The organism is Planosporangium flavigriseum (genome assembly GCF_011947225.1).
In the GTDB taxonomy this organism is placed as follows: domain Bacteria; phylum Actinomycetota; class Actinomycetes; order Mycobacteriales; family Micromonosporaceae; genus Planosporangium; species Planosporangium flavigriseum.
In genome coordinates this window covers 1-25,726 of the sequence record NZ_JAATVW010000028.1, presented here as the reverse complement: position 1 = coordinate 25,726, position 25,726 = coordinate 1, and the positions used below count along the sequence as shown (strand labels likewise).

Genomic DNA, 25,726 nt, shown 5'->3' with positions numbered 1-25,726 from the left:
CTGACTACCCGATCGGCAGGCCCGTGTAGTTCTCCGCCACTTCGGCGGCGGCGTGCTGCGACGACGCGATCCGGTCCAGCTGCGAGATCTGCAGGCGGGTCTCGAACGGCGACTGCTCCGGGTCGGGGTGCAGCGTGGTGGTCATGAAGTACGAGAAGTGCTCGGCCCGCCACACCCGGCGCAGGCAGGTGTCGGAGTAGGCGTCGAGCAGCTCGGCGGAGCCAGTGGTGTGCAGGTGGGCGAAGGCCCGGGCGAGCACCACGACGTCGGCGACGGCAAGGTTGAGGCCCTTGGCGCCGGTGGGCGGCACGATGTGCGCCGCGTCGCCGGCGAGCAGGACCCGCCCGTACCGCATCGGCTCCGCCACGAAGCTGCGCATGGGGGTCACCGACTTGCTGGTGATCGGCCCGCGCGCCAGCTTGAAGCTGCCGTCGGCGAGGGCGAACCGGGCGTCGAGCTCGCCCCAGATCTGCTCGTCGGACCAGGAGGCCGGGTCGGTGCCGTTCGGGACCTGCAGGTACAGCCGGCTGACGCTCGGCGACCGCATGCTGAGCAGGGCGAAGCCGCGCTCGTGGTGGGCGTAGATCAGCTCGTCGGACGAGGGCGGCACGTCGGCCAGGATGCCCAGCCACGAGTACGGGTAGACCCGCTCGAACGTCTGCCGGACACCGTCGGGGATGGCGTGCCGGGTCACGCCGTGGAAGCCGTCGCAGCCGACGACATAGTCGCAGTGCAGGGTCTGCTCGCGGCCGGAGTGGGTGAAGCGGATGACCGGGCTGTCGGTGTCGGCGCCCTCGACCGCAGTGACCTGGGCCTCGAAGAGCAGCTGCGGGCCCTCGGCCAGGTGCAGCGCGATGAGGTCCTTCACGACCTCGGTCTGCGCGTACACCATGACCTGCCGGCCGGTCAGGCCGGGGAAGTCGATCCGGGTACCCCGGCCGTCGAAGCGGAGCTCGACGCCGTCGTGGGGCAGGCCCTCGCGGTCCATGCGCTCGCCGGCCCCGCAGGCCCGCAGCGCGTCAATGGTGCCCTGCTCGAGGATGCCGGCGCGCTGACGCTGCTCGACGTAGGCGCGGTCGCGGCACTCCAGGAGTACACAGTCGACGCCGGCCTGGTGAAGAAGGCGAGCGAGCAGCAGCCCGGCGGGGCCGCCGCCGACGATGCCGACGGTGGTGCGCATCAGTTCCTCCCGGAGGGGTCGTTCAGGTTGAGCGGTTCCAGTTCGACGCCCTCTTCGCGGAGGGTGCGCTGGGCGACGGCGAAGGCCGCGTTGGCGGCCGGTACGCCGCAGTAGACGCCGACCTGCAGCAGCACCTCGCCGATCTCCTCGGGCGTCAGTCCGTTGCGCAGGGCGGCGCGGACGTGCATCGCCAGCTCGTCCAGGTGGCCGTGGGCCACCAGCGCGGTCATGGTGATGCACGAGCGGGTGCGGCGGTCCAGGCCGGGGCGGGTCCAGATCTCACCCCACGCGTACCGGGTGATGAAGTCCTGGAAGTCCGCGGTGAACCGGGTGGTGTTGGCGCCTGCCCGGTCCACGTGGGCGTCGCCGAGCACCGCCCGCCGCACGATCATGCCGGCCGCGTGCCGGGTTCGGTCCCCGCTGACCGCCGGGCCGAAGTGCTGGGCCAGCGCCGCGGTGACGACCTCGGGCTTCTCCACGTTGGCCAGGTGCGCGGCGCCGGCCACCTCGAGGAGGCTCGCGCCGGGGATGCCGTCGGCGAGTTCCCGGGCGTGCGCCGGCGGGGTGGCCGGGTCGTCGCGCCCCGCGACCACCAGCGTGGGGACGGCGATCCGGGGCAGGTCCGCGCGCAGGTCGTACGCGGAGAGCGCATCGCAACAGGCGGCGTACCCGGCGTCGTTGGCGGCCACCAGGTCCCCGATGAGCGCCTTCGCACGGTCGGAGCCGGCGAAGGAAGCGGTGAACCAGCGCGCGGGCGTCGCGTCCGCCACCGCCTTCGTGCCCTGGGTACGCACGAGTTGAGCCCGATCGGCCCACCCCTGCGGTTCACCGAATCGGGCGGACGAGCAGATCATCGCGAGGCTTTCGACCCGGTCGGGGTGGTGCAGCGCCAGGTACGCGCCGATCGCGCCGCCCAGCGAGATGCCCGCGTACGCGAACCGCTGCCAGCCGTGGTGGTCGGCGAGGTCGAGGACGAGCCGGGCCAGGTCGGCGACTGTCGTGGTGCCCGCCGGGAGCACCGTGACCGGCGACCCGCCGTGGCCCGGCAGGTCGAAGCGCAGTACCCGGTGCGTACGGGCGAGTTCGGGCACCGACGGCTCCCACACCGCCAGCGAGGTACCCAGGGACGGGCCGAGGATCAACGGCGGCGCGCCTTCCGGGCCGTCGAGGCGGTGGTGCAGGAGGGTGGTCATCGGTTGTTCTCCCCTGACGGTCTGCGCCGCAGCGCCCGGTCGGTAAGCGCGACGGCCGAGCCCAGATAGCCGGCCGGGTCGGTGAGCTCGCGCAGCCGGTCGGCGTCGAGCATGCCGGCGAGCGCGGGCTCCTCGGCGAGGGCCACGTCGAGGCCGATCCCCTCGGCCGCGGCGCGCCGGGAGGCGCGGGCGACGATCTCCTTGGCGTTGACCCGGCCGACCTTCGCGGCGAGCGCCACGCTCAACCGCTCGGAGATGATGAGCCCGCCGGTGAGGCCCAGGTGGGCGCGCATCCGGTCCGGGTGCACCCGCAGCCCCTCGGCCAGTTCGGCGGCGTCGCGGGCCGCGCCGCCGGTGAGCCGCAGCGCCTCGCGGAGGGTCTGCCACTCGGCGTGCCAGGCGCCGGCCGGGCGCTCGTCCTCCGCGGCGACCGCGCCGAACAGGACGGAGGCCAGGGCCGGGACCTGCCGGGCCGTCGCGGCGATGAGGGTCGCGCGGACGGGGTTGCTCTTGTGCGGCATCGCCGACGAACCGCCGCCGCTACCCTCGGCGACCTCGCCGATCTCGGTACGCGACAGCACGAGGACGTCGGCGGCGAGCTTGCCCAGCGCCCCCGCGGTGAAGGCGAGCGCCGCGCCGAGGTCGGCGACGGGCGTACGCAGGGTGTGCCAGGGCAGCGCCGGCTCGGCCAGGCCGGTCTCCTGCGCATACCGGGACAGCAGGTCGAGGCCGCCGCCATCCTCGTGGAAGGCGGCCAGGGTCCCGGCGGCGCCGCCCAGCTGCGCCGGCAGGGATGCCCGTACGGCGTGCAGGCGGTCGCGGGCGTCCAGCACGAGGTTGCGCCAGCCGGCGGCCTTGAGCCCGAACGTGGTGGGCACGGCGTGCTGGGTGAGGGTACGGCCGGGCATCGGCGTGCCGCGGTGCTCTTCGGCGAGCCGGGCCAGCGCGGCGGCGGCCCGGTCGAGGTCGGCGAGCAGGTGCCCGAGCGTGCGCCGGGCCACCAGCATCGCGGCGGTGTCGAGGATGTCCTGGCTGGTGGCGCCGCGGTGCACGTACGCTGCGGCGTCCGGGTCGCGCTCGGCGACGGCCGCGGTGAGGTCGGCGACGAGCGGGATGACCGGATTGCCGCCGGAGCGGGCGCGCCGCGCGAGGCCGGGCAGGTCGTACGCCTCGGCACGGGCGACGGCACCGACCGCGGCGGCCGCCGATGCCGGGGCGAGCCCGATCGCCGCCTGCGCCCGGGTGAGCGCCGCCTCCGCGTCCAGCATCGCCTGCAGGAACGCGGCGTCGCCGGTGGCGGCCTCGGCCGCCGACCCGGCGCGTACCGGGGACAGCAGGCCGAGGTCACCCTGGGGCAGGTCAGCCGAAGTCAAGGAAGACCGTCTCTTCGTCCGAATCGCCCTGCAGGCGAATGTCGAAGCGGTACACCCGGTCGCGCTCGCACGCCGCGACGAGAGTCGCGCGGCGCTCCGGCGCGAGCGAGGCAAGTAGCTGGTCTTCGGCGCTGTCGGTCAGGTAGGCCCGCGTGAACAGATGGTGCAGCAGACCGCGGGCGAACACGCACACCGAGATGTAGGGCGAGTCGCCGGGCGGCAGCGTACGCAGGACGTAGTGCCCGTCGGCGTCGGTGGGCACCCGGCCGAAGCCGGTGAAGTCGACGCCGTTGCGGCCGATGACCGCGCCGGTCGTGGCGTCACGGCGCAGCGAGCCGGGTGCGCCGGTCGTCGAGCCGTCCGGGCCGGTCTGCCAGAACTCCAGCAGGGCGTCGGGGATCGGCTGTCCGGCGCCGTCGTAGACGTAGCCGTGGACGGTGATGGCGCCCGCGTGCCCGGCCGGGGCGACGTCGCCGCCGCCGACGAACGGCAGGGCGTACCCGTAGAACGGGCCGACGGTCTGGGACGGCGTGGGAGCGGTCACCGGCCCTCCTCCATCCAGGTCGCGGACGGGCCATCGAGGACGATGTCCCAGCGGTAGCCCAGCGACCACTCGGGGCTGGACAGGTCGTGGTTGTACGTCGCGATCAGGCGCTCACGGGCCTTGTCGTCGGTGATCGACTGGTAGATCGGGTCGAACGCGAACAGCGGATCGTTCGGGAAGTACATCTGCGTGACGAGCCGCTGCGTGAACGCGGTGCCGAACAGCGAGAAGTGGATGTGGGCCGGCCGCCAGGCGTTGAGGTGGTTGCGCCACGGGTACGCGCCTGGCTTGATCGTCGTGAACTGGTAGCGACCCTCGTCGTCGGTCAGGCAGCGGCCGACACCGGTGAAGTTGGGGTCGAGCGGCGCCGGGTGCTGGTCGCGCAGGTGGGCGTACCGGCCGGACGCGTTCGCCTGCCAGATCTCGACCAGCTGGCCGCGTACCGGCCGGCCCTGGCGGTCGAGGACCCGCCCGGCCACGGTGATGCGCTCACCGAGCGGCTCGCCCTGGTGCTGCCGGGTGAGGTCGGAGTCGAGCTCGGTGGTGTCGGTGACGCCGAAGACCGGCCCGGACAGCTCGACGGCCTCCGGGTCGCGGACCACCACGAGAGGGTTCTTCGGGTACCGCAGCGCGCTGCTGCGGTACGGGGCGTAGTCGCGGGCCGGGTGCAGGAGCGCCGGCTTGCCGGCCGCTGCACGCTTCAGTTCGGCCATCTCGCGGTCGATGTCGGCCTGTGCTTCTGGTGCGGGCACGGCTGGCGCCCGCTCGATGGATGCGGTCATGTAAGTCTCCGTTAGCGCTCGAGGACCAGAGCCAGTCCCTGGCCGACGCCGATGCACAGGGCGGCGAGTCCGGTGCCGCTACCGGCGGCGGCTAGCTGGTGGGCGACGGCGCCGGCGAGACGCGCGCCGGAGGCGCCGAGCGGGTGGCCGATCGCGATGGCGCCACCACGGGGGTTGACCACCGCCGGGTCGAGGTCGGGCCACTCGGACAGGCAGGCGAGCGACTGCGCGGCGAACGCCTCGTTGAGTTCGAACGTGTGCAGGTCGCCGAAGCCGCGACCGGCCTTGGCCAGGGCCTTGCGCACCGCCTCGACCGGCCCGGCCCCGAAGTACTGGGGCTCGATGCCGGCGACGCCCGAGGCCCGGACCCGGGCGAGCGGCTCGCGGCCGGTGGCCTTCAGGCCTTCGGAATCGACGAGCAGCAGCGCGGCGGCGCCATCGTTGAGCGGCGACGAGTTGCCCGCGGTCACGGTGCCGCCGTCCGGCCGGAAGACCGGCTTGAGTTTCGCGAGCGCCGCCAGCGAGGTGTCGGAACGGATGGACTCGTCGCGCGTGAGGTCGACGCCCGGGTACGCGACGACCTCCGCGTCGTACCGACCGTCCTTCCACGCCTGGGCGGCCTTCTGATGGCTGGCGAGCGCGAAGGCGTCCTGGTCCTCCCGGTTGACGCCGTACTTGTCGGCGAGCAGTTCGGTGCCCTCGCCGAGGGACACGGTCCACTCCTTGGGCATCCGCGGGTTGACCATCCGCCAGCCGAGCGTGGTGGAGTGCAGCTGCTCGTGCCCTGCCGGGAAGCCCTTCTCGGGCTTGGGCAGCACCCACGGCGCACGGCTCATGGACTCCACGCCACCGGCGATGGCGATCGAAGCGTCGCCGAGCGCGATGGCCCGTGCCGCCTGGATGACGGCCTCCATGCCCGAGCCGCACAGCCGGTTGACGGTGGCGCCGGGGACGCTGACGGGCAGGCCGGCGAGCAGCACGGCCATGCGCGCCACGTCGCGGTTCTCCTCGCCGGCGCCGTTGGCGTTGCCGAACAGCACGTCGTCGATGCGCGCCGGGTCGAGGTCGGGCGTGCGGTCGACGAGCGACCGGACCACGTGGGCGGCGAGATCGTCGGGGCGGGTGCGGGCGAGCGCGCCGCCGTACTTGCCGATCGGGGTGCGTACGGCGTCGACGATGTAGACGTCGCGGAGACGGTCGGTCATGTCGCGCTCCTTCCGGCTGCCTGCAGGGCGCGCAGGGCGGCGAGTTCGTCGGCGGTGGGCGGCTCGGTGGTGGCGACGGTGTCGGCGACCTTGAGGTCCCAGCCGGTGGCGGCCCGGACCTGCGCCACGGTCACGCCGGGGTGGAGATCGGTGAGCACCAGCTCCGAGGTGGCGGGGTCGGGGCGAAGGATACCGAGGTCGGTGATGACGGCGACCGGTCCGGCGCCGCGCAGCCCGAGCCGTTCCCGGTCGCCGGGGCCGGAGCCGTGGCCGACGGTGGTGACGAAGTCGAGCTTCTTCACGAAGTTGCGGGTCGAGTGGCGCAGCACCATCAGTACCCGGCCGCAGTTGGCCGCGATCTCGGGCGCGCCGCCGGCACCTGGCAGGCGCCCCTCCGGCTTGTCCGGGCCGCGGTCGACGATCGTGGTGTTGATGTTGGCGTACCGGTCGACCTGGGCGGCGCCGAGGAAGCCGACGTCGATGCGGCCGGCCTGCAGCCAGTAGTTGAAGATCTCGGGTACGGAGACGACCGCGTCGGCGGTGTCGGCCAGCTCGCCGTCGCCGATCGACAGCGGCAGTCGGGTGGGCTTGGAGCCGAGCGTGCCCGACTCGTAGATGAGCACGAGGTCGGGGTGCGCGGTCCGGCGGGCCAGGTTCGCGGCGGTGCTGGGCAGTCCGATACCGACGAAGACGGTACGGGCGCCGACCAGCGCCCGGGCCGCGTTGATCGTCATCAGCTCGTCGGAGGTCCACTCGGCCGCGGCCGGTGCCTGCTGGGCGGTCTGGGTCATCGGGCGGCCGCTCCTTCTGCCGTGTTCTCCAGGACGTGCTCGCGGATCCAGGCCTGGAACTTCTCCCGGTCGCGCGCGATCGGGTCCCAGGCCTTGTAGAAGTCGTTGTCGCGGACGGAGTAGCCGGCCGCGTAGGACGGGTGGGCTCCGCCGGGGACTTCCACCACCGCGTTGATGGCCCACGCGGGCAGGGTGACCGCGCCGGCCTGGGGCGACAGCTCGTCGACGATCTCCTCGACGGTGACCAGGACCCGGTCGGCCGCGAGGGCGGCCTCCTTCTGCACGCCGACGAGGCCCCACAGCCGGACGTTGCCCTGGCGGTCGGCCTGCTGGGCGTGGATGACGGTCACGTCGGGGTTGATCGCGGCGACTGCGGCCAGCTCCTCCCCCGTGAAGGGGCAGGTGACGGTCGAGACGGTGTCGGTGCGAGTCGGGATGTCGCTGCCCCGGTAGCCGCGCAGCACCGCGAACGGCAGCCGGGAGGCGCCGGCGACGTAGCGGTTGGCCATGCCGGCGTGGCTGTGCTCGTCCAGCTCGAGGGGGCGCGGCCAGCCGTTCTCCACGGCGTCGCGAAAGCGGTGCAGCGAGCCGACCCCGGGGTTGCCACCCCAGGAGAAGACGAGCTTGCGCACCAGTCCGGCACCGATGAGCTGGTCATAGATCACGTCCGGGGTCATGCGGACGAGCGTCAGATCGGTGATGCCCTGACGGATGATCTCGTGCGCGGCGGCGAACGGGATCAGGTGGGTGAAGCCCTCCATCGCGACGGTGTCCCCGTCGTGGATCAGCTCCGCCACGGCGTCGTGCAGGGTGCGGATGTCGGCCATGATCCCCTTTCGCTCCCAAGCGGTGTGGGGATCAACCGATCGCCCGATTGCCGCCTTGTGTTCGCGAGGTGAACTTTAGTTCACTATCTGCGTCATGCAGTGTCCGCCCCTCTCGGTTCAGTGTCAATGACGGCACGGGATTTGAGAGGATTCCACCCGATCGGCATTGGACCGCCGCTGAGCTACAGGAGCACGCCGATGACCTCGACCTCCGGGCCTACGGACGCCCAGGCGCCGCTCCCCACCCCCGCTCAATCGCCGCTCCCCGCCGCCGACGAGGCGGTGGTGGGGCCGCTCGACCGGGGCCTGTCCGTCCTGCGCGCCATGTCGGCCCCCAGCGAGCACCGCCTGCGCCCCAGTGACCTGGTACGGGCGACCGGGCTGGCGCGGGCCACCGTGGACCGGGTCGTCAGCACGCTGGTGCACCTGGGCTACCTTCGGCAGGCGGGCCGCGACGTGGAGCTCACCCCCCGCCTGCTGGAACTCGGCAACGCGTACCTGTCCGCGTGCGGCATCCCGGACACCCTCGGCCCCATCGCCGACCGGCTGGCCGCCGAGTTCGACGAGTCGCTCTCGCTGGCCGTACCCGACGGTGACGGCGTCCGCTTCGTCACGCGGGTGTCCCGGCGACGGACCATGTCGCTGGCGTTCCGCATCGGGGACCTGCTGCCGGCCGAGCGCTGCGCGCCCGGGGCGCTGTTCGCGAAGGAGTGGACCGAGCAGCAGTGGAGCGCCTGGCGCGCGCGCCTGCGCGCCGACCCCTGCGACGCCTCCTTCTCCGCCGTCCCGACGCGCACGTCCGCCACGGTCGCGGAGACCGCCGAGGCGGACTTCGGCGACCGCGTCACGCAGGCCGCCGCGCGCGGCTGGTCGGCCGACAACCAGCTCGTCGAGCCGGGCCTGATCGCCGTGGCGGTGCCGGTGGCGGACCCGTCCGGGCGGACGGTGTGCGCGGTGAGCGTGGTCAGCCACATCAGCCGGCACACGGTGGAGTCGCTCGCGGCGGCGGTGCTGCCGAGGCTGCGGGACGAGGCGGCAGCCATGGAGCGCGCGCTGGCCGAGGCCGTCACGCAGCCCGGTGGCAGGGCAGCGCCCGACAGCGCACCACCTGACAATCTGACCGCCAAACAGGAACTCGGCGCCGGCTTCCTGCAGTCGCTGGCCCGCGGACTGGCCGTGCTGGCCTCGCTCAACGCGGCGGGCGGTCGCACCCTGTCCGAGGTCGCGTACGCCACCGACCTTCCCCGCGCCACCGCACGGCGGGCGCTGCTCAGCCTGGAACAGCTCGGCTACGTGGAGGTCGACGGGCGGCGCTTCCGGCCACTCCCCCGGGTGCTCGAACTCGGCTACGCCCACCTGTCCGGACTCAGCCTCACCCAGATCGTCCAGCCACACCTGGAGCGGCTGGTCGGGGAGGTCCACGAATCGGCCTCGATGACCGTGCTCGACGGCGACGACATCCGGTACGTCGCGCGCATCCCCACGTACCGGATCATGAGCGTCGACATCACCGTCGGCACCCGCTTCCCCGCGTACGCGACCTCGATGGGCCGGGTCCTCCTGGCCGGGCTGGACGAAACCGAGCGGCTCGACCGACTGTCCCGCGCCGACCTGCGACCGTTGACCAGTCGGACCGTCACCGACCCGGCGGCGCTCGCGCAGATCCTGCGCGACACGGCCACCGACGGGTACGCCCTCGTCAACGAGGAGTTGGACGAGGGGCTGCGCTCGCTCGCCGTACCGGTACGCGACGCCGCCGGCACCGTGGTGGCCGCGGTCAACGTGTCCACCCACACCGGCAGGGGTTCGATCGCCGACACCCTCGCCACCCTCCTGCCGGCGCTGCGCCGGGCCGCGGCCCGCATCGAAGCCGACCTGCGTGCCGTCTCGGCCCGGACGCCGCTGCGGATGCCGTAAACGCTTCCGGCTTCCGATGAGTTTGTGGCCCGAGAGTGGTCAGTACCGAGGACACGTTTACCGACCAGGAGGTGCCGATGACCACCAACGGACTCACCACGTGCCTGTGGTTCGACGGGCAGGCCGAGGAGGCGGCGAACCACTACACCTCGATCTTCAAGAATTCGAAGCTCGGAAGCGTCAGTCACAACGCCGCCGGCGGGGCGGTGCTCACCGTGGAGTTCGAGCTCAACGGCCAGCGGTTCGTCGCGCTGAACGGCGGACCGCAGTTCACGTTCAACGAATCCATCTCGTTCCAGATCTTCTGTGCCGACCAGGACGAGGTCGACTACTACTGGAACCGTCTGCGCCAGGGCGGCCGGGAGAGCCAGTGTGGCTGGCTCAAGGACAGGTACGGCGTGTCCTGGCAGGTCATCCCCGCCGTGCTCCCCGACCTGATCGGCGGCCCGGACCCGGTGAAGGCGAAGCGGGCCACCGAGGCGATGCTCACGATGAGCAAGCTCGACGTCGCCGCGCTCCAGCAGGCGTACGCGGGCGACTAAGAGGCCGCCGGGGTGACCCGCTCGACGAAGGCGGTCACCTCGGCCAGCACCTCGTCGGCGTTGATCTCGTTGAAGAGCTCATGCCGGGCACCGGGATAGGTCCGCTCGACCAGGCGGCTGGCGCCCAGGCCCGCGATCCCGGCGCGGGTACCGGCCAGCGGAACGAGCGGGTCGTCCTCGCCGTGGACCCACAGCACCGGCAGGTCGCCCAGCGCCGGGCCGGCGGCGATGTCGTCGAGCACCCGCTGCCAGGCCAGCAGCGTCGGCCGGCGGAACGGGCCGTGCCAGACCAGCTCGTCGGCGGCGTACGCGGCGCCGACTTCCGGGTCGCGCGAGAGGGTGTCGATGTCGATCGGGATGTCCGGGATCTCCGGCAGCGCGAGAAGCTGCTCGATGGTCTCGAACCGCCCGAGGACCGGGCCGGACAGCACCAGCCCGGCGAGGTCGGGCCGGTGCCGCTGGGCGTACCGGGTGGCGATCGTGCCACCCATCGAATGCCCGATCACCACGAGGGGCAGGTCGGGATGCTCCACCCGGACCCGCTCCGCCGCCAGGCGCACATCGTCGACGACCGCCTCGTAGTCGGCGATGACCACCCGCTCCCCGGCCGAACGCCCGTGGCCGACGTGGTCGGGTCCACAGACCGTCGCACCGCCCTCGACCAGCGCCGCCGCCACGTGCTCGTACCGGCCGATGTGCTCGCCGTACCCGTGGCAGATCAGCACCAGGCGCTTCGGCCGCGCACTCGGCCACACCCGTACCCGCAGCTCGCCGGCGTGCCCGTCGAGCTTCCACCAGTCACCGACCTGCTCACCCATGTGCGGCCCCCTTCGGTACGCGAAAAGCTACCGACACCATTCCGATCGGAGGCCAGGCGCGTCAAGCGGTACTGGGGACGTAGCCGAGCTTCTTGTCCAGGACGTTGTCGAGCGGCTCGCCCTTGATCCACCGGTGCAGGTTGCGCAGGAAGACGGCGACGAGATCCTGGGCGAAACCCTCCGTGTCAGCTGACATGTGCGGTGACACGACGACGTTCGGCAGGCGCCACAGCGGTGACTCCGGCGGGAGCGGCTCCGTGGCGAAGACGTCCAGCGCGGCCCCGCCGAGGCTCCCGGAGGCGAGCGCTTCCACGAGATCGTCCTCGACGACGAGCGATCCGCGACCGATGTTCACCAGGTAGCCGTCGCTGCCGAGCGCGTCGAGCACCGTGCGGTCGACCATCCCTCGGTTCCGCTCGGTGGCCGGCGCCGCCAGGACCAGGGCGTCACAGTCCCGGGCGACCGCGGCGAGCTCCGCCGCCACGCGGATCTCCCCGAACTCCGGGTCGAGGCGGCGCCTGGTCCCCACCAGCACCACCCGCATCTCCAGCGCCTTGAGCATGCGGGCGATGGTGCGCCCGATCGACCCGGTACCGACCACCGCGACGGTCTGGCCCGCGAGCGTCCGGGTGACCCGGTTGCGCCACACGCGCTGCCGCTGCAGGTCGTACGTGAGCCGGAACTCCTTGGTGTGCGCGAGCAGCAGGCCGGCGACGTACTCGGCGATGGACCGGTCGAACACTCCCCGGGAGTTCGTCACCAGGACGTCGCTGGCCACGATCTCCGGGCTGAGCACGCGGTCCACGCCGACCGCGGCGACGTGGATCCAGCGCAGCCCGGGCGCCGCCGTGAGCAGCCGCCCCGGGGCGGCCCACTGGAAGTTCCACACGAACGCGACCTCGGCGTCCGGCAGTGCCGGCCAGTGGTCGTTCGCCGAGTCCACCACCGTGACCTTCGCGAGTTCAGCGACGGCGTCGAGCGGTGGGATCGGCACCACCGATCCGCCGCCGACCGCCAGGACCTGCGGAACGTTCATTCCTGTACCTCCGGAAGCTCCCCGTACACGACCTCGCCCCCGATGACGGTCGCCACCGTCCCGATCGTGTGCAGCTTGCGCGGATCGATCGTGAACGGGTCGCTGTCGATGACCGCGAGGTCCGCGAGCTTGCCCGCCTCCAGCGTCCCGATCTCGTCCTCCCGGAACGTGGCGTACGCCGCGTCGCGGGTGAAGGAGGCGAGGGCGTCGTCGACCGAGACGGTCTCGTCGGGCGAGATGACCAGACCGTTGCGGTTCTCCTGCAGCACCATGCACTGCATGACGAACCACGGGTTGCACGTGAAGGGCTGAGCGCCCGCGGTGTCGGAGTTGCCGGGCACGAAGCCGGACATGCGTTTGAGCGTGCGCAGCCCGTACTTGGTGACGCCCGGCGGGATGCGGCCGGCCGGGTCGTCCGGCTCCGCGAAGACGAAGCCGGGGTTCGGTACCGCGAGGCCGCCCGCGTCGACGAGGCGCTGCAGCCGGCTCATCTCGTACATCTCGTTGGCGAAGTGCTCGATGCGCGCCCGGTGGTCGAGCCCGGGGTGTATCAGGGCGATCTGCTCGACGGCCGTGACCGCGCACTCCTGCGCCAGGTCCCCGATCGCATGCACCCACACCTGCATGCGGGCGTCGGCGGCCGCCGCGAGTTCCTGCACGAGCCGCTGGGGTGTCCGCGTCAGCAGCCCCCACGCTGCGGCTGGAGCGGCGAGATCGCTGGAGCGGAGAGCCCCGTCCCGGCCGCCGTCGAGGAAGATTTTGACCGCCTGTAGCCGGCAGCGCTCGTCCCCGAAGCCGGTGCGCAACCCGAGGCTCGAGAACTGGTCGGCGTCGACGAGGGGTTGATGGCCGGGGGCCGCGGTGAGCGCCAGTCCCATCCGCGGGATCGTCCGGGTGGCGGCGAGGTCCTGGTAGACGCGGGCACCCGCCGCGCTGGCGACGACCTCGTTGACCGTCGTGACGCCGTTGGTCAGGAACAGCTCCCGCAGCGTCTCCTGCAGGACCGAGCTGAGCACGTCGGGCGACGGATGACGCCAGCCGAGGAGGTCCCAGCCCTCCTCGATGAGACCGGTGGGCTCGCCGTCGGCCGCGCGATGGATCCTGACCCCGGGCGGCGCGACCGTCCTGCGGGTGATCCCGCTCGCCTTCAGGGCCGCGGTGTTCACCTGCTGCTTGTGCATGGACCAGCGAAACGACACCGGGTGGTGCGGCGCGACCGCGTCGAGCTGCTGCCGCGTCGGGAGGGCCTGGCCGAAGGTGCCCTGCAGGACGATCCAGACCCCGTCCGGTCGTTGGGCCACGAGTTCCGCGACACGATCGAGAAGCTGCGGCACGGTCAGTCCACGGGCGTCCGAGAAGAAGTGCCGTGCGTACGCGGTGAGCTCGACATGGGTGTGAGCGTCGATCATTCCGGGTACGACGGTCCGGCCGGCCAGGTCCACCACTCGGGCGCCCTCGTGCGCCGCCGCACGGACCTCGGGCTCCGACCCGGCGAGCAGGACCCGCCCGTCCTTGACCGCCAGCGCGCTCACCACCCGGCGGGCGTCGTCCATGGTCACGATCCGGCCGCCGGACAGGATCAGGTCGGCGCCCCGGCTGCGTACCGAGACGGTCACCGGGCGGTGCCCTCGAGCTCGTCCAGCCCGTCCGGCGCGTCGATCCCGCCCCGCCAGTAGTACGTCCAGCGGCTGGCGGTGAACGGGGTGGTCGCGAGCGTCTCGAACACCTTCGAGCGCAGGCCCGCGAAGGCCGGCGGCCACTTGTAGCCGGCGACGTCGTACGCGGTGGTCAGGCGCTGGACCATGTCGACGCGCGGCTTCTCCTGCCGCTCCCAGCGGACCAGTCCCCGGCCGATGTCCCGGGCGTCCGCGAGGGTCTCGGCCATCGTCCACGCCGCCGTGATCGCCAGGCCGGCGCCCTGCCCGAAGTTCGGCGGCTGCGCGTGCGCGGCGTCACCGATGATGGCGACCCGCCCGGCGACCCAGGTGTCGCAGTAGACGAACGCGTGCGCGTGGTGAATGCCGGTCTCGTCGGAGACCCGGGCGAAGACGTGCTCCAGGTGCGGGAACTGCTTGGTCCAGTACGCCCGGTCCAGCGGCAGCCGGCGGACGCGATCCTCCCGCTCGGGACCGATGATGAACGAGTACGTCCAGTCGGGGCTGCACGGCGCGACGCCCACCCGGTGCTGTCCCGACCAGTACTCCGTGCTGTACGGCTCCTCCTCGCGGGGGATGAGCACGCGGGTCGCGCCGTCGCCGAGGCGCGCGTTGATCCGGGCGAGGCCGAGCAGGTCGCGTACCCGCGAGTGCAGGCCGTCCGCGCCGATCACCAGGTCGGCCTTGACCTCGTCGCCGCCCTCGAAGTGCAGCACGCCCTCGGGCGAGGCGCCGGCCACCCGTCGACGGGTGATGAGCTCGGCCCCGGCGTCGAGGGCTGCGTCGCGCAGCGCGGTGTGCAGGTCGGCCCGCAGGGTGACGATGAGGCGCTCGTCCTCGAGCGTACGGTTGATGATCATCTTGCCGGCCTCGTCGACGACCCGGACCGCGTTCAGGCGCTGTCCCTTCGCCGCCAACTGGTCGGAGATACCCAACCGGTCGAGGACCTGGAGGCTGTTCTCCTTCAGGTAGATGCCGGCGCCGAACTCACGCGGCTCCTCGGACTGCTCGTAAACCCTCACGTCGAAGCCGTGGCGCGCCAGCGCGGCGGCAGCCGCGAATCCGGCGATGCCGCCCCCGGCGATGGCAACGGTTCTCTTGTCGGCCATGGATCCTCTCCCCGGAACGAAATATGTGGCAGGGGTGACGGCGGTGCGCTACGGCGCCAGCACGGTGATGTCATGCGACGCGGCGGACAGCGTGACCGTGGCGCCGGGCTCGAACTCGCCCGGCTGCGCGGCGCTGATCCGGGCGACGACCGGTCCGACACCCGCGGCCTCGAGCCGCACCTGGCGGTCGTCGCCCATCAGCAGGGAGTCGATGACCGTGCCGTGAATCGTGAGCCCGTCCGCGACAGTCTCCGGACGGAGGCTGCGGGGTCGGACCGCGAGCATGACGTCGCCGCGCAGGTCGGTTGCGGCAGGGAACCGGCAGTCGCCCACCTCGACGACGGCGCCCTCCGATCCGGGGTCACTCGACGCCGTGGCCGGAATGAGGTTGGCGTTGGAGAAGAACCGCGCGACGAAGGTCGACGGGGGCCGCTGGTAGAGAGCGGTGGGCGTGTCCAGGCCGGCAAACCGGCCTTCCTGCATGACGGCGATCCGGTCGGAGAGGGCGAGCGCCTCCTCCTGGTCGTGGGTCACGTAGATGACGGTCGTCCCCAGCTGCCGGTGGACGCGCCGCAGCTCCTCCTCCATCTGCAGCCGCAGGTTCTTGTCCAGCGCACCGAGCGGCTCGTCCATCAGCAGAAGCTTGGGCTCGTACGCCAACGCGCGCGCCAGCGCGACCCGCTGCTGCTGCCCGCCGGACAGCTGCCTGGGCTTGCGGTCGGCCAGGTGCGGCAGGCCGACCATCTCGAGCATCTGCTCCACCCGCGCGCGCAGCTTCGCGCTGTCCCACCGGCGCATCTTGAGCCCGTACGCGACGTTGTCGGCGACCGTCATGTGCGGGAAGAGCGCGTACTGCTGGAACACCATGCCCAGGTCCCGCTGGGCGGGGCTGAGCCGGGAGATGTCGTTTCCCTGCAACCGCATCTCACCGCTGTCGTGGCTCTCGAAGCCCGCGATGATGCGCAGCAGCGTCGTCTTTCCCGATCCGCTCGGGCCGAGCAGCGTCAGGAACTCGCCCTCGTGCACGTCCAGGTCGATGCCCCGCAGCACCTCCTGGTTGGCGAAGGACTTGCGGATGGAGCGAACGTGCAGCGCGACGGATCTCGCGCCGTCCGGGGTGGGCTGGGTACCGCGCTCAACGCCGGCCACGGTGGTCATCGGACATCCTTCCGCAGTTGAGTGGCGCCCAGCATCAGACCGGCGGTGACGACCATGAGGATCGTCGCGATCGCGGTGATGCTGGGGTCGACGCCGTACTGGACCGAGTCGAAAATCATCTTGGGTAGGGTCACGAGCCCCGGTCCGCCGAGGAACGTGATGAACACGGCTTCGTCGAAGCTGCTCACGAACGCGAGCGTCGCCCCGCCGAGCACCGCCGGCGTGAGGAGACGAAGCGTGATTCCGACCCAGGCACGGGCCCGGCTCGCGCCCATCGTCATGGCCGCCAGCTCGAGCTCGGGTCGTACCCGGTCCAGGGCGGTGCTCAAGACGATGACCACGAGCGGCACGGCGTGGATCGCATGCGACAGCACGATCCCGTGGAACGTTCCGATCAGACCCGCTTCGGCGAACACGGCGTACATCGCGACGGCGTAGGCGGCGATCGGGAAGAGCATCGGCGCGATCGCCGTCGCCTCGATGAGGCCCGCCCCCGGGAGCATGCCCCGCTTCATGCCGAGGACCGCCGGCACGACCAGCACCAGCGCGAGGAGCGCGGCCAGCGCGGCCACCTGGAGCGACAGCGAGATCGGGTCCAGCCAGGTCCCGGACGTGAACACCGACGTGTACCGGTCCAGCCCCCAGGTCTTCGGCGGGAAGCCGATGAACTTGTCGTTGGAGAACGACAGCACCACGATGAACAGGGCGGGCGCCGCCATGAACGTGAAGGCCACCACCGCGCCCACGCGCCCGGCCAACGAGAACAGCCGGTCGCCAACCTTGCCGGATCTGGTGGTCACCCGAGCCCTCCCCGAAGCGACTTGAAACCGACGGCCTTCGCCGCGGTACCGATGGCTGCGAGCGCGATCGCCAACAGGAGGACCGATGCCGCCGCGGCCCGCGGATAGTTGAAGAACGTGAAGATGTCGTCCCCGACGACGGTGGCGATGAAGGGGGTCTGCGCGCCGCCGAGGAGCACCGGGGTCACGTAGAACCCGATCGAGATCGCGAACACGATCGCCGTCGCCGCGATGACGCCGGGCAGGACCAGCGGCAGGAGCACCGACCGGAAGGCCCTGCTGCGCGAGGCGCCGAGGCCCTGCGACGCGTTGAGCAACTCCAGGTCGACGGCGCTCATGCTCGGGTACAGCGCCAGCACCGCGTACGGGATCATGGTGTACGTCATGCCGGCGATGACGGCCCAGGGCGTGTACAGCAACTGGACCGGCTCGTCGACGATGCCGAGCGCCCTCAGCGCGGTGTTCACCAGACCGTCGCGCGCCAGCAGCAGCGCGAAGGCGTAGTTCTTGACGACGACGCCCATCCAGAACGGCAGCAGGACGACGGCCCAGACCAGGGCCGTCACCAGCCGCCGGCGGGCCAGGCGCAGCGTCCACGCGAGAACCGCGCCGAGCCCGAGCGACAGCACGGTGACTGCAGCCGAGTTCAACAGGGTCAGCACGAACGCGCGCCGGATCGCCTTCGACGACACGGCCTCCACGTAGTTCCCCGGCCCGTCCCCTTGGGTCAGGGAGTCGTACAGCAGCTTGAAGATCGGGTACACGACGAGGAGGAGGACTGCCAGCACCAGCGGGGCGACCATCAGGACGGCCGTACGCCGGGACAGCTGAGCACTCCACGTCTTGCCGGGACGGGCTCGTCCCGCTGGCACCGTCGCCTGTTGCATCGCAGCGCTCACAGCACTCCTCCTCGTCGGTGTCCGCGATTACCCGCGCAGGAACTCCTGCCAGCGCCTGTTGACCTCGTCGAGGTTCTTGACGTACCAGTCGTAGTTGATGTTCGCGAGCACCTCGCGGTTAGCCGGCCAGTCCGCCAACGACTCCCGCAGCTGCGGCGTCATGGTGTCGAACGACTTGGGGTTGGGCACCGAGTTGCGGGTGCCCGACGCCCAGCCGGCCTGGGCCTCCGGGTGCTCCGCGATCCACTGCAGGAACCGGAACGCGGCGTCCTTGTGCTGCGACCCCTTCACCACGGCCATGTAGCCGGGGTTGTAGAGCCCGCCCTTCCACACCGGCTTGACCGGCGTGCCCTGCTCCTTGAGCAGGTAAATGCGGCCGCTGTACAGGATCCCCAGGTCGACCTCGCCGTTGCGGATGGTCTGCTGGGACTGGTCCGACGACTGCCACCAGACCTTGACGTCGGGCTTGAGCTCCTTGAGCTTGGCGAAGGCGCGGTCCATGTTGATCTCGTGCGTCCCGAGGTCCTTCGGAGCGACACCGTTGGCCAGCTCGGCGAGGCTGAGGTTGACCATCGGCGAGGTCGCGATCATCTGCCGCCGCCCCGGATACGCCTTCGCGTCGAAGTACTGCTGGGCGTCGGGGCAGCTCGCCACCCGCTGCTCCTGGCAGCCGACGATGTAGCCGAGCGCGGAGTAGCTGTAGCCGAAGTCCTTCACGGCGCCGTCGACCAGGATCTTCGACAGCTTTTGCTTGAGGTCGGCCGGCAGCGGCTCGAGGAGCCCCTGGGCGTGGAGGGCGTAGGCGTCCGGCGCCGACGCGGCGTCGAGGATGTCCCACTGGATCTTCCCCGCGCGCGACTGGGACTGCACGCCCGCCGCGTACTTCCCGGGCGCGTCGACGATCTTGATCTCGATGCCGGTCTCTTTGGTGAAGGGCTCGGCGAGGTACTTGCGCATCGACTCCGTCGTGGTCGATCCCCAGCTGGCCACGACGAGCGGGCCCTTGTCCTCACTCTTGCTCGAACCCGACCCCGCTCCGGCCGAGGTCTTTCCGCCGCAGGCAGCCGTTAACAGCAGCACCGCGGCAGCGGCGGCAGCGGCGAGGCCAGCCCCCGCCCGGCGCCGCGCTGACATGTTGTTCTTCACCTTGAACCTCCGGTTGATTACTTCGCTGACAACACCTGGTAGGGGCTCAGTTACTCGGTGAGCTGATCACCCAGAGAGCCTGGGAAGGCTCCTGGCTGACGTTGACGACGCGGTGCGGAACGCTGCTCCAGAAGGCGATCGAGTCGCCTGCCTCCAGGAGAAAGACGTCCGTGGAAAGTTCCAACTTCACCGCGCCGGATGTGACGAGCAGCAGCTCCTCGGAGTCGCCGTGCGTGTAGTGCGTGTCGCCGGTCGATCCGTTGGGCTGAAACGTGACGCAAAATGCCTCGAGGTGTCGCATCGGGTGTGGCGTCAAGAGGTACTTCACGGCGTTGTCCCCGAAGGGCATGGTCGGCCGCGCCGACTGCCGCAGTACCCGGGCGCCCGCCGCGCCGCTGGTGGTGAAGACGTCCGCCAGCGTGATCCCCACGGCGCCGGTGATGCTGCGCAGCGAGGCGATGCTCGCCTGGCTCAGCCCCCGCTCGAACTGACTCAGGAAGCTCTCCGACAGCCCGGTCACCGTGGACAGCTGGCGCAGCGTCATCCGCCGGCGCGTACGGGCCGCGCGGACGATGGACCCGGCCACAACCGAATCCGGTAGGCCGACCCCTCGCGCCGTGCTCATGTCGCTCGGCTCCCGCCGGAGCGCTGGCGCCGTCAACTGGCCAAGTCCGGGAAAGCCGTCGCGACGCCGGCGTGCCGGACAAGACCGTCGCGCACATTGAGGCCCGCCTGCAGCGCCTCGTCGCCCGCCAGCGCCAGGTCGGGGCCGAGCCCGGCCAACTTCCTGACGTAGGGAAGGGTGGCGTTGGTCAGCGCGCGGGTCGAGGTGCGCGGCACGGCACCGGGCATGTTGGCGACGCAGTAGTGCAGGATCCCGGCCACCCGGTACGTCGGGTCGAGGTACGTGGTCGGGCGGGACGTCTCGAAGCAGCCGCCCTGGTCGATAGCGACGTCGACCAGGACCGCCGCGGGCTTGAGCGACGGCAGGTGGTCCGCCCGCACCAGTTTGGGGGCCGCCGCCCCGGGCACGAGCACCGCGCCGATCAGGACGTCGGCGTCCACAATGGCCTCTTCCAGCGCCAGCGGGTCCGACATGACGACCTGGGCGCGCGGACCGAAGAACTCGTCGAGCTGCCGCAACCGCCGTGGCGACGAATCGAGGATCGTGACGTCCGCCTGCATCCCGACAGCGACCAGCGCCGCCTGCGTACCGACGACGCCGCCGCCGATGACCACGACGCGCGCGGGCGGCACCCCGGGCACGCCTCCGATCAGGAGACCGGGGCCGCCGAAGGGGTGCTGGAGGTGGTGGGCGGCGGCCTGCGCGGCGAGTCTGCCCGCCACCTCGCTCATGGGCGCGAGCAATGGCAGCGCCCCGGACTCGTCGCGCACCGTCTCGTACGCGATCGCCGTCGTCTTGGCGGCCATGAGCGCCTCGGTCAGCGGCCGGTCGGCGGCCAGGTGCAGGTAGGTGAACAGGGTCAGGTCGGACCGCAGGTACCCGTACTCCGCCGCGATCGGCTCCTTGACCTTCACAAGCAGTTCGCTGTCGCCCCAGGCCTGGTCGACACTGACAATTCGGGCCCCCGCCCGCAGATAGTCCTCGTCGCCGAAGCCCGCACCGACGCCGGCACCGGTTTGCACGAGCACGTCGTGCCCGTCCGCCACCAGCGCGGCCGCGCCGGCCGGAGTGAGCCCGACCCGCCGCTCCGCCGGCTTGATCTCGGCTACCACGCCTACCCGCATGTGACTCTCCCCCGTTTCGAACTAGCTGGCCTGGTTGTTCAGTGCGACGTACGTGAGGTCGAGGTACTCCGGGATGCCCTCCGCGCCGCCCTCGCGCCCGACGGCCGGACCGCCATGGTCGCGGTCGTCATCGCCGGCTCGCGAAGCCGTCGAGCGCGTCCTGGATCGTTGCCGCGATTCGCGACACCTCCTCGTCGGTCACGACGAAGGGCGGGCAGATCTGCAGCGTGTTGTTGTTGATGGCCCGCATCACGACACCGCCCGCGATGCACGCGTCGGCGATCGCCTCCCCCGGCACCTCCGGCAGCAACTGCACACCGGCCATGAATCCGGCGCTCCGCACGTCCGCCACGAGCTCGTGATCGGCCAGCGGCTTGACGGCCCGGGCGAGGACCCCTTCGAGCTCAGCGGCCCGCTCCACGAGCCCCTCCTGCTCGAGGATGTCGAGGTTCGTGGCCGCGACGGCACACGCGGTCGCGTGGCCGGAGTACGTAAGGCCGTGCCGGAACATGGGCGCGTCCGCGTCGGCGAAGAAGCGTCCCCAGACGGCGGGCGCGATGAGCACGCCGCCGAGCGGCGCGTAGCCGGAGGTGATTCCCTTGGCCATCAGCACCATGTCGGGCTGGAGCCCGAAGCGCTCACTGGCGAACATCACGCCGGTACGGCCGAAGCCGGTGATCACCTCGTCGACGATGAAGAGGATGTCGTTGGCGCGGGCGAGCCGCTGCAGGCCGTCGAGGTAGCCCGGCTCCGGCGGGATGACGCCACCGGTGCCCATGACCGGCTCCGCGACGATCGCGGCGATGCGCTCCGGGCCCAGCTCGGCGATGACGGCAGCGACGCCGGCCAGGTCGTTGGTGGGAATCCGGGCCGTTTCCGGGATGAGCGAGTCGGAGCCGTACCCGTCCCGGTTGTACTCGAGCCCCGCGATGCTGGTGCCGAAGCCGTGCAGACCGTGGTAAGCGTTGGCGCGGCTCAGGATGATGCGCTTGTCCGGCCGGTTCTCCAGCTGCCAGTGCCGGCGAGCCAGCTTGCAGGCGAGGTCGACCGCGTCGGAGCCACCGCTGGTCCAGAAGACCTTGGCGTCGGGGATGGGACCCATCGCCGTGACCCGGTCCGCGAGCTGCAGGGCCGGCTCGTTCGCGAAGCGCCCGAAGACGTGGTAGGTCTCCAGCCGGCACATCTGCTCATACGCTGCCCGGGCGATCGACTCACGGCCGTGGCCGACGTTCGCATGCCAGAGACCCGCGGTCGCGTCGAGCAGCCTGGCCCCGTCGGACGTGGTGAGGTACGCACCGTCGCCGGCCACGAGCGTGACCCGGCTGTCGAGCACCGAAGGCATATGCGCCTGCGCGCTCCACAGCGAAGTGCCAAGTCCCACCCGGTTACTGCTCATGGACTCCTCCAGGCGCCGGCGTCACCGGTCGTTGCTCGATCGGGTGTCCGACTCCGGCGGCACGTCCGCGAGCGGGCGTGTGACGTACCAGCGTGGCCCAGGACACATCCAGTGATCGCAGACTGTAGAGCAGTTGAACTGTAGAGCACAAGTACCTTGTTCTCTATAATCAGCGCGTGATGACGTTCGAAGACCTCCCCCTCAAGCGCCAGAGCACGGCGCAACAGGTCGCCAGCGGGCTGAGCGACATGATCATGAGCGGGGCGCTGACGGCAGGCGCACCGCTGCGCGAAAGCGCGATCGCGGCGTCGCTCGGGATCTCCCGCAATACGGTGCGAGAGGCGGTACGCATCCTGGAGCAGGGCGGACTCGTCCGTCACGAGATGCACCGCGGCGCGGTCGTGATCGAGCCCTCCGTCGACGAGCTCGACGAGCTGTACCAGGCCCGGCTACGGCTGGAGGTGGCGGCGGTCCGGCACGCCCACGCACCGGAGCGGGTACGGGCCGTCCGGGCGGCGTTCGAGGAACTGGCCGAAGCGACCGCGTCAGGTCAAGCGCACGAGATCGTCGTCAAGGACCTGGCCTTCCACGCCGCCGTCGTGGGCCTGCTGGCGAGCAAGAGGATCGACGCCTTCTACAGCCAGCTGGCCACAGAGCTGCGGTTCTATCTCATGGTCCTGTCGGTCACCGACCGGGAGTACGAGCGTCCGGAGTCGGTACTGGAGGAGCATCGCCCCATCCTCGACGCGCTCGAATCAGGCGACACCGAGGCCGCCGTCCAAGCCGTCACCGTGCACGTCGAGGGCAACGGTGAGCGACTCAAGGCAATCCTGGAAGGGCGAAGCCAGAGCCCCAGTTAGCCCGCCGCCCAACCAAAAACGCTGCGGTCCACCTCGGTAGGCGAGGTGGACCGCAGCGTTATCTGCCGACTAGATGTCGAGACCGATGTACTTGGTCTCGAGGAACTCGTGGATACCGTCGAAGCCGCCTTCGCGGCCGAGGCCGCTCTGCTTCACGCCACCGAACGGCGCCGCCGGGTCGGAGATGACGCCCCGGTTGACGGCCACCATGCCGGACTCGATCGCCTCCGCCGCCCGGATGGCCCGCCCGAGCTCGCCGGAGTACACGTAGCTGATGAGGCCGTACTCGGTCGCGTTCGCGTGCGCGATCGCCTCCTCGTCGGAGTCGACGACCACGATGGGAGCGACCGGCCCGAAGATCTCCCGGTCCAGGATCGGCGCGTCCGCGGCGACATCGGTGAGGACGGTCGCCGGGTAGTACGCGCCGGCGCGGTCGGGAACGGCGCCACCGACGACGGGCTTCGCCCCGTCGCCGATCGCCATGTCGACGAGCTCGGCGACCTTGTCCCGCTCACCGGTCGAGACCAGCGCGCCCAGCTGCGAGGACGGGTCCAGGCCCGGCCCCAGCCGGAGCGCGCCCATCGCTGCCGCGAAACGCTCGGTGAACTCCTTGGCCACCTCGCGGGCGACGTAGAACCGGTTCGCCGCGGTGCAGGCCGAACCGCCGTTGCGCATCTTCGCGGCCATTGCGCCCTCGACCGCCTTCTCGACGTCGGCGTCCGCCAGCACCAGGAAGGGCGCGTTGCCGCCGAGCTCCATCGAGGTACGGATGATGAGGTCCGCGGCCTCGTGCAGCAGTACCCGGCCGACCTCGGTCGAGCCCGTGAACGACAGGTTCCGGACGCGGGGGTCGTGGAGCATCCGGCTCACGAGCGCCCCGGTCGGCTTGGGCAGCACCACGTTCACGACACCGTCGGGTACGCCTGCCCGCTTCAGCAGGTCCGCGATGGCCAGGGCGGTCAGCGGGGTCTCCGTGGCGGGCTTGAGCACGACGGTGCAGCCAGCGGCCAAAGCCGGGGCGATCTTCCGCGTCGCCATGGCGGCCGGGAAGTTCCAGGGCGTGATCAGCAGCGAGACGCCGACCGGGTAGTGCGTCACGAGGATCCGCTTGTCCCCGTTCGGCGCCGGCCGGAAGTCGCCGGGCACCCGAACGGCCTCCTCCGAGAACCAGCGGAAGAACTCCGCGGCGTACGTGGCTTCGCCGCGCGCGTCCGCGAGCACCTTGCCGTTCTCACGGGTGATCAGCTCGGCGATGTCGTCCGCCTCGGCGCGCATGAGCTCAAAGGCCCGCCGGAGGATCTCCGCCCGCTCCCTCGGTGATGTACGTGCCCACGCGCCGGCGGCAGCGTCCGCCGCGGCCACTGCCTCGTCGCACTCCCGCTCGCCCGCGGTCGCCACCGTCGTGATGACGGAGCCGTCGCTGGGGTCGATGACGGGTACACGGTCTGAACCGGCGACCCACTGGCCACCGATGAACAGATCGGAGAAGACTGCCATGACTCTGTCCTGTCTGAGTTTGTCGTGATACGCCCTCCGGTAGGGTGACCACCCCACGGGTTGATGATCACTGTAGCGGGCACCCGGCGCAGCCCCCTGTCCACGGCCGCCGCATCGGCCCAGGTCGACCGTCAGGCGACCTCGGCCACGAACGCGCCGACATCCACCAGTCCCGGACGGAACTGTCCGGCACTGGTGGACTGTGCTACGGCATAGCTCGATCACACCGCCGCGCGTAGCAGGTCGAGGACGGCCGTGCCAACGACGGGACGGCTGCGCTGGTACAGGCTCACCCGGAGGAGGAGCTGACGCTGTCCGCCATCCACATCGCGCGACAACGACGCCAACATGTTCTGCGCATTGTCTCGCTCGATCGGGTCGGTCCAGCAATCCACCGCCGACCGCGCCCGCTCGATCGCGTTCGCGGCGTCGGGAACGTACACATAGTCGTCGCCGCCCGGCAGGACCTGCTGGCTCAGGTCGATTCCGGAGCGGAACGCCACGTCGCACACTCTTCATTGGAAGCGATTTCACATCACGCACGGTCGACTGGACGCGGTCGAGAGATCCATCCACCAACGACGGTGGAGCTGGAATGGGTCATCCCGCTACGGCCACTCACACCGACCGCCACGCGGCTTCTCCGTCATGAGGATGGGATTCGCCGACGCCCAGGCCGCGACCGCTTCCCCGACCAGGGTCCGACACGGTGCCCCGGCAACTGTCATTGGGCACCTACAACGCCAGTCAGCAAAGCGACCAGCACTCCTACTGGGAGTTCAGCCAGGACACCGACTGGGCACCGTCGACCTACGAACCGCCGTTCACCGGAGGCATCGGCTCCGGCCCGTCCGGGGTCACCAACGACCCCGTCAGTTCGGCGACAACCCTGACAACCCGCGCGACTCCGACCGGCTTCTCGACACCAGCCCGACCGGCGCGCGGTCAACAACCCCGAACGCAAGAAGAAGCGAATGCGGTTCATCCCCATTGGAGGGCACGTCCGACGGCGGCTGGTCGAACCGCCGGCTGTTCCTGCCGGCAACCGAGTTCAACCGGATAGCTGTCACCCGCGAGATCAATGACGGGCTGATGCAGCCAAGGTTCGCGTCAACTACCCGCGCCTGGCTCCTCAGCGGCACTCTCGTCACCGTCCAGAACCCGGTTGACTCCTCCATCCCGCAAGACGCCGACAACCGATAGGTCGGCCCCTGTCCCAGCCCGCACGAGCGGGCCGGGGCAGCCCAAA

General features: G+C 71.1%; 25 protein-coding genes. 4 read left to right on the top strand and 21 right to left on the bottom strand.

Annotated features, from left to right (window positions below; genetic code table 11):
• Positions 1–4: 4 nt before the first annotated feature.
• Genes HC028_RS25000 through HC028_RS24965 form a run of 8 tightly spaced genes read right to left on the bottom strand, consistent with a single transcriptional unit; the run spans position 5 to position 7,895 of the window.
• The gene (locus tag HC028_RS25000; RefSeq protein ID WP_168079877.1) at positions 5–1,180 is read right to left on the bottom strand and encodes a 4-hydroxybenzoate 3-monooxygenase; all 1,176 of its coding nucleotides are present in this window, start codon (positions 1,178–1,180) and stop codon (positions 5–7) included.
• A complete protein-coding gene (pcaDC, locus tag HC028_RS28855) occupies positions 1,180–2,373 on the bottom strand; it encodes a bifunctional 3-oxoadipate enol-lactonase/4-carboxymuconolactone decarboxylase PcaDC (protein WP_168079876.1) in 1,194 nt (397 codons plus the stop codon). Before pcaDC ends, HC028_RS25000 begins: the two co-directional genes overlap by 1 nt.
• A complete protein-coding gene (pcaB, locus tag HC028_RS24990; RefSeq protein ID WP_168079874.1) occupies positions 2,370–3,746 on the bottom strand; it encodes a 3-carboxy-cis,cis-muconate cycloisomerase in 1,377 nt (458 codons plus the stop codon). Before pcaB ends, pcaDC begins: the two co-directional genes overlap by 4 nt.
• Positions 3,733–4,290 carry a protocatechuate 3,4-dioxygenase subunit alpha gene (gene pcaG / locus HC028_RS24985; protein WP_168079873.1) on the bottom strand — a complete coding sequence of 186 codons (558 nt, stop codon included), beginning with the start codon at positions 4,288–4,290 and terminating at the stop codon, positions 3,733–3,735. The genes pcaB and pcaG overlap by 14 nt, the downstream gene beginning before the upstream one ends.
• Complete coding sequence (gene pcaH, locus HC028_RS24980) at positions 4,287–5,072, bottom strand: protocatechuate 3,4-dioxygenase subunit beta (RefSeq protein ID WP_168079871.1); 786 nt, start codon at positions 5,070–5,072, stop codon at positions 4,287–4,289. Before pcaH ends, pcaG begins: the two co-directional genes overlap by 4 nt.
• Positions 5,073–5,083: 11 nt before the next feature.
• A complete protein-coding gene (locus HC028_RS24975; RefSeq protein ID WP_168079870.1) occupies positions 5,084–6,277 on the bottom strand; it encodes a thiolase family protein in 1,194 nt (397 codons plus the stop codon).
• Positions 6,274–7,068: a CoA-transferase subunit beta gene (locus HC028_RS24970; RefSeq protein ID WP_168079868.1), complete on the bottom strand. Its 795-nt coding sequence runs from the start codon at positions 7,066–7,068 to the stop codon at positions 6,274–6,276. Before HC028_RS24970 ends, HC028_RS24975 begins: the two co-directional genes overlap by 4 nt.
• Entirely contained in the window at positions 7,065–7,895 is an 831-nt protein-coding gene (locus HC028_RS24965; RefSeq protein WP_168079867.1) for a CoA transferase subunit A, read from the bottom strand. The genes HC028_RS24970 and HC028_RS24965 overlap by 4 nt, the downstream gene beginning before the upstream one ends.
• 198 nt (positions 7,896–8,093) lie before the next feature.
• Between HC028_RS24965 and HC028_RS24960 the strand changes: the two genes are divergently transcribed.
• Together HC028_RS24960 and HC028_RS24955 are read left to right on the top strand one after the other, a co-directional pair.
• On the top strand, positions 8,094–9,812 hold the full coding sequence (locus tag HC028_RS24960) for an IclR family transcriptional regulator domain-containing protein (protein ID WP_168079866.1): 1,719 nt from the start codon (positions 8,094–8,096) through the stop codon (positions 9,810–9,812).
• Positions 9,813–9,889: 77 nt separating this feature from the next.
• Positions 9,890–10,354 (top strand): VOC family protein, encoded by a 465-nt coding sequence (locus HC028_RS24955; RefSeq protein ID WP_168079865.1) that lies wholly within the window; start codon positions 9,890–9,892, stop codon positions 10,352–10,354.
• On the opposite strand, the gene HC028_RS24950 is transcribed toward HC028_RS24955, so the two are convergent.
• From HC028_RS24950 to HC028_RS24900, 11 genes are all read right to left on the bottom strand, one after another.
• Positions 10,351–11,172, bottom strand: coding sequence for an alpha/beta hydrolase (locus tag HC028_RS24950; protein ID WP_168079864.1), 822 nt, complete (start codon positions 11,170–11,172; stop codon positions 10,351–10,353). The genes HC028_RS24955 and HC028_RS24950 overlap by 4 nt on opposite strands.
• A 61-nt stretch (positions 11,173–11,233) precedes the next feature.
• Entirely contained in the window at positions 11,234–12,208 is a 975-nt protein-coding gene (locus HC028_RS24945) for a D-2-hydroxyacid dehydrogenase (RefSeq protein WP_168079863.1), read from the bottom strand.
• Positions 12,205–13,824: an amidohydrolase gene (locus HC028_RS24940; protein ID WP_168079862.1), complete on the bottom strand. Its 1,620-nt coding sequence runs from the start codon at positions 13,822–13,824 to the stop codon at positions 12,205–12,207. The genes HC028_RS24945 and HC028_RS24940 overlap by 4 nt, the downstream gene beginning before the upstream one ends.
• On the bottom strand, positions 13,821–14,972 hold the full coding sequence (locus HC028_RS24935; RefSeq protein WP_168079861.1) for an FAD-dependent oxidoreductase: 1,152 nt from the start codon (positions 14,970–14,972) through the stop codon (positions 13,821–13,823). Before HC028_RS24935 ends, HC028_RS24940 begins: the two co-directional genes overlap by 4 nt.
• Positions 14,973–15,020: 48 nt before the next feature.
• On the bottom strand, positions 15,021–16,130 hold the full coding sequence (locus HC028_RS24930) for an ABC transporter ATP-binding protein (RefSeq protein ID WP_168079860.1): 1,110 nt from the start codon (positions 16,128–16,130) through the stop codon (positions 15,021–15,023).
• The gene (locus tag HC028_RS28620) at positions 16,127–16,930 is read right to left on the bottom strand and encodes an ABC transporter permease (RefSeq protein WP_203981540.1); all 804 of its coding nucleotides are present in this window, start codon (positions 16,928–16,930) and stop codon (positions 16,127–16,129) included. Before HC028_RS28620 ends, HC028_RS24930 begins: the two co-directional genes overlap by 4 nt.
• On the bottom strand, positions 16,927–17,829 hold the full coding sequence (locus HC028_RS24920; protein ID WP_168079859.1) for an ABC transporter permease: 903 nt from the start codon (positions 17,827–17,829) through the stop codon (positions 16,927–16,929). The genes HC028_RS28620 and HC028_RS24920 overlap by 4 nt, the downstream gene beginning before the upstream one ends.
• A 27-nt stretch (positions 17,830–17,856) precedes the next feature.
• Positions 17,857–18,963: an extracellular solute-binding protein gene (locus HC028_RS24915; protein ID WP_168079858.1), complete on the bottom strand. Its 1,107-nt coding sequence runs from the start codon at positions 18,961–18,963 to the stop codon at positions 17,857–17,859.
• Positions 18,964–19,021: 58 nt separating this feature from the next.
• On the bottom strand, positions 19,022–19,600 hold the full coding sequence (locus HC028_RS24910) for a helix-turn-helix domain-containing protein (RefSeq protein ID WP_168079857.1): 579 nt from the start codon (positions 19,598–19,600) through the stop codon (positions 19,022–19,024).
• Between the two features lie 32 nt (positions 19,601–19,632).
• Positions 19,633–20,724: an alanine dehydrogenase gene (gene ald / locus HC028_RS24905; RefSeq protein ID WP_168079856.1), complete on the bottom strand. Its 1,092-nt coding sequence runs from the start codon at positions 20,722–20,724 to the stop codon at positions 19,633–19,635.
• Between the two features lie 127 nt (positions 20,725–20,851).
• Positions 20,852–22,120, bottom strand: coding sequence for an aminotransferase family protein (locus HC028_RS24900; RefSeq protein ID WP_168079855.1), 1,269 nt, complete (start codon positions 22,118–22,120; stop codon positions 20,852–20,854).
• A gap of 179 nt (positions 22,121–22,299) precedes the next feature.
• Here HC028_RS24900 and HC028_RS24895 point away from each other — a divergent pair, with 179 nt between their 5' ends.
• Entirely contained in the window at positions 22,300–22,980 is a 681-nt protein-coding gene (locus HC028_RS24895) for a GntR family transcriptional regulator (protein WP_239075684.1), read from the top strand.
• Positions 22,981–23,049: 69 nt separating this feature from the next.
• Here the strand turns inward: HC028_RS24895 and HC028_RS24890 are convergent, their stop codons facing one another.
• Positions 23,050–24,477 (bottom strand): NAD-dependent succinate-semialdehyde dehydrogenase, encoded by a 1,428-nt coding sequence (locus HC028_RS24890; protein ID WP_168079853.1) that lies wholly within the window; start codon positions 24,475–24,477, stop codon positions 23,050–23,052.
• Positions 24,478–24,698: 221 nt separating this feature from the next.
• Positions 24,699–24,980 (bottom strand): hypothetical protein, encoded by a 282-nt coding sequence (locus HC028_RS24885; protein ID WP_168079852.1) that lies wholly within the window; start codon positions 24,978–24,980, stop codon positions 24,699–24,701.
• 487 nt (positions 24,981–25,467) lie between these two features.
• Here HC028_RS24885 and HC028_RS24880 point away from each other — a divergent pair, with 487 nt between their 5' ends.
• Complete coding sequence (locus HC028_RS24880) at positions 25,468–25,680, top strand: hypothetical protein (protein ID WP_168079851.1); 213 nt, start codon at positions 25,468–25,470, stop codon at positions 25,678–25,680.
• Positions 25,681–25,726 lie beyond the last annotated feature (46 nt).

Coding starts and splice junctions, on each gene's coding strand:
- pcaH (WP_168079871.1), bottom strand. CDS start 5,072: ATGACCGCATCCATCGAGCGGGCGCCAGCCGTGCCCGCACCAGAAGCA.
- ald (WP_168079856.1), bottom strand. CDS start 20,724: ATGCGGGTAGGCGTGGTAGCCGAGATCAAGCCGGCGGAGCGGCGGGTC.
- HC028_RS24935 (WP_168079861.1), bottom strand. CDS start 14,972: ATGGCCGACAAGAGAACCGTTGCCATCGCCGGGGGCGGCATCGCCGGA.
- HC028_RS24900 (WP_168079855.1), bottom strand. CDS start 22,120: ATGAGCAGTAACCGGGTGGGACTTGGCACTTCGCTGTGGAGCGCGCAG.
- HC028_RS24910 (WP_168079857.1), bottom strand. CDS start 19,600: ATGAGCACGGCGCGAGGGGTCGGCCTACCGGATTCGGTTGTGGCCGGG.
- HC028_RS24970 (WP_168079868.1), bottom strand. CDS start 7,068: ATGACCCAGACCGCCCAGCAGGCACCGGCCGCGGCCGAGTGGACCTCC.
- pcaDC (WP_168079876.1), bottom strand. CDS start 2,373: ATGACCACCCTCCTGCACCACCGCCTCGACGGCCCGGAAGGCGCGCCG.
- HC028_RS24960 (WP_168079866.1), top strand. CDS start 8,094: ATGACCTCGACCTCCGGGCCTACGGACGCCCAGGCGCCGCTCCCCACC.
- HC028_RS24955 (WP_168079865.1), top strand. CDS start 9,890: ATGACCACCAACGGACTCACCACGTGCCTGTGGTTCGACGGGCAGGCC.
- HC028_RS24945 (WP_168079863.1), bottom strand. CDS start 12,208: ATGAACGTTCCGCAGGTCCTGGCGGTCGGCGGCGGATCGGTGGTGCCG.
- HC028_RS24950 (WP_168079864.1), bottom strand. CDS start 11,172: ATGGGTGAGCAGGTCGGTGACTGGTGGAAGCTCGACGGGCACGCCGGC.
- HC028_RS24915 (WP_168079858.1), bottom strand. CDS start 18,963: ATGTCAGCGCGGCGCCGGGCGGGGGCTGGCCTCGCCGCTGCCGCCGCT.
- HC028_RS24930 (WP_168079860.1), bottom strand. CDS start 16,130: ATGACCACCGTGGCCGGCGTTGAGCGCGGTACCCAGCCCACCCCGGAC.
- HC028_RS24975 (WP_168079870.1), bottom strand. CDS start 6,277: ATGACCGACCGTCTCCGCGACGTCTACATCGTCGACGCCGTACGCACC.
- HC028_RS24890 (WP_168079853.1), bottom strand. CDS start 24,477: ATGGCAGTCTTCTCCGATCTGTTCATCGGTGGCCAGTGGGTCGCCGGT.
- HC028_RS24895 (WP_239075684.1), top strand. CDS start 22,300: ATGACGTTCGAAGACCTCCCCCTCAAGCGCCAGAGCACGGCGCAACAG.
- HC028_RS25000 (WP_168079877.1), bottom strand. CDS start 1,180: ATGCGCACCACCGTCGGCATCGTCGGCGGCGGCCCCGCCGGGCTGCTG.
- HC028_RS24965 (WP_168079867.1), bottom strand. CDS start 7,895: ATGGCCGACATCCGCACCCTGCACGACGCCGTGGCGGAGCTGATCCAC.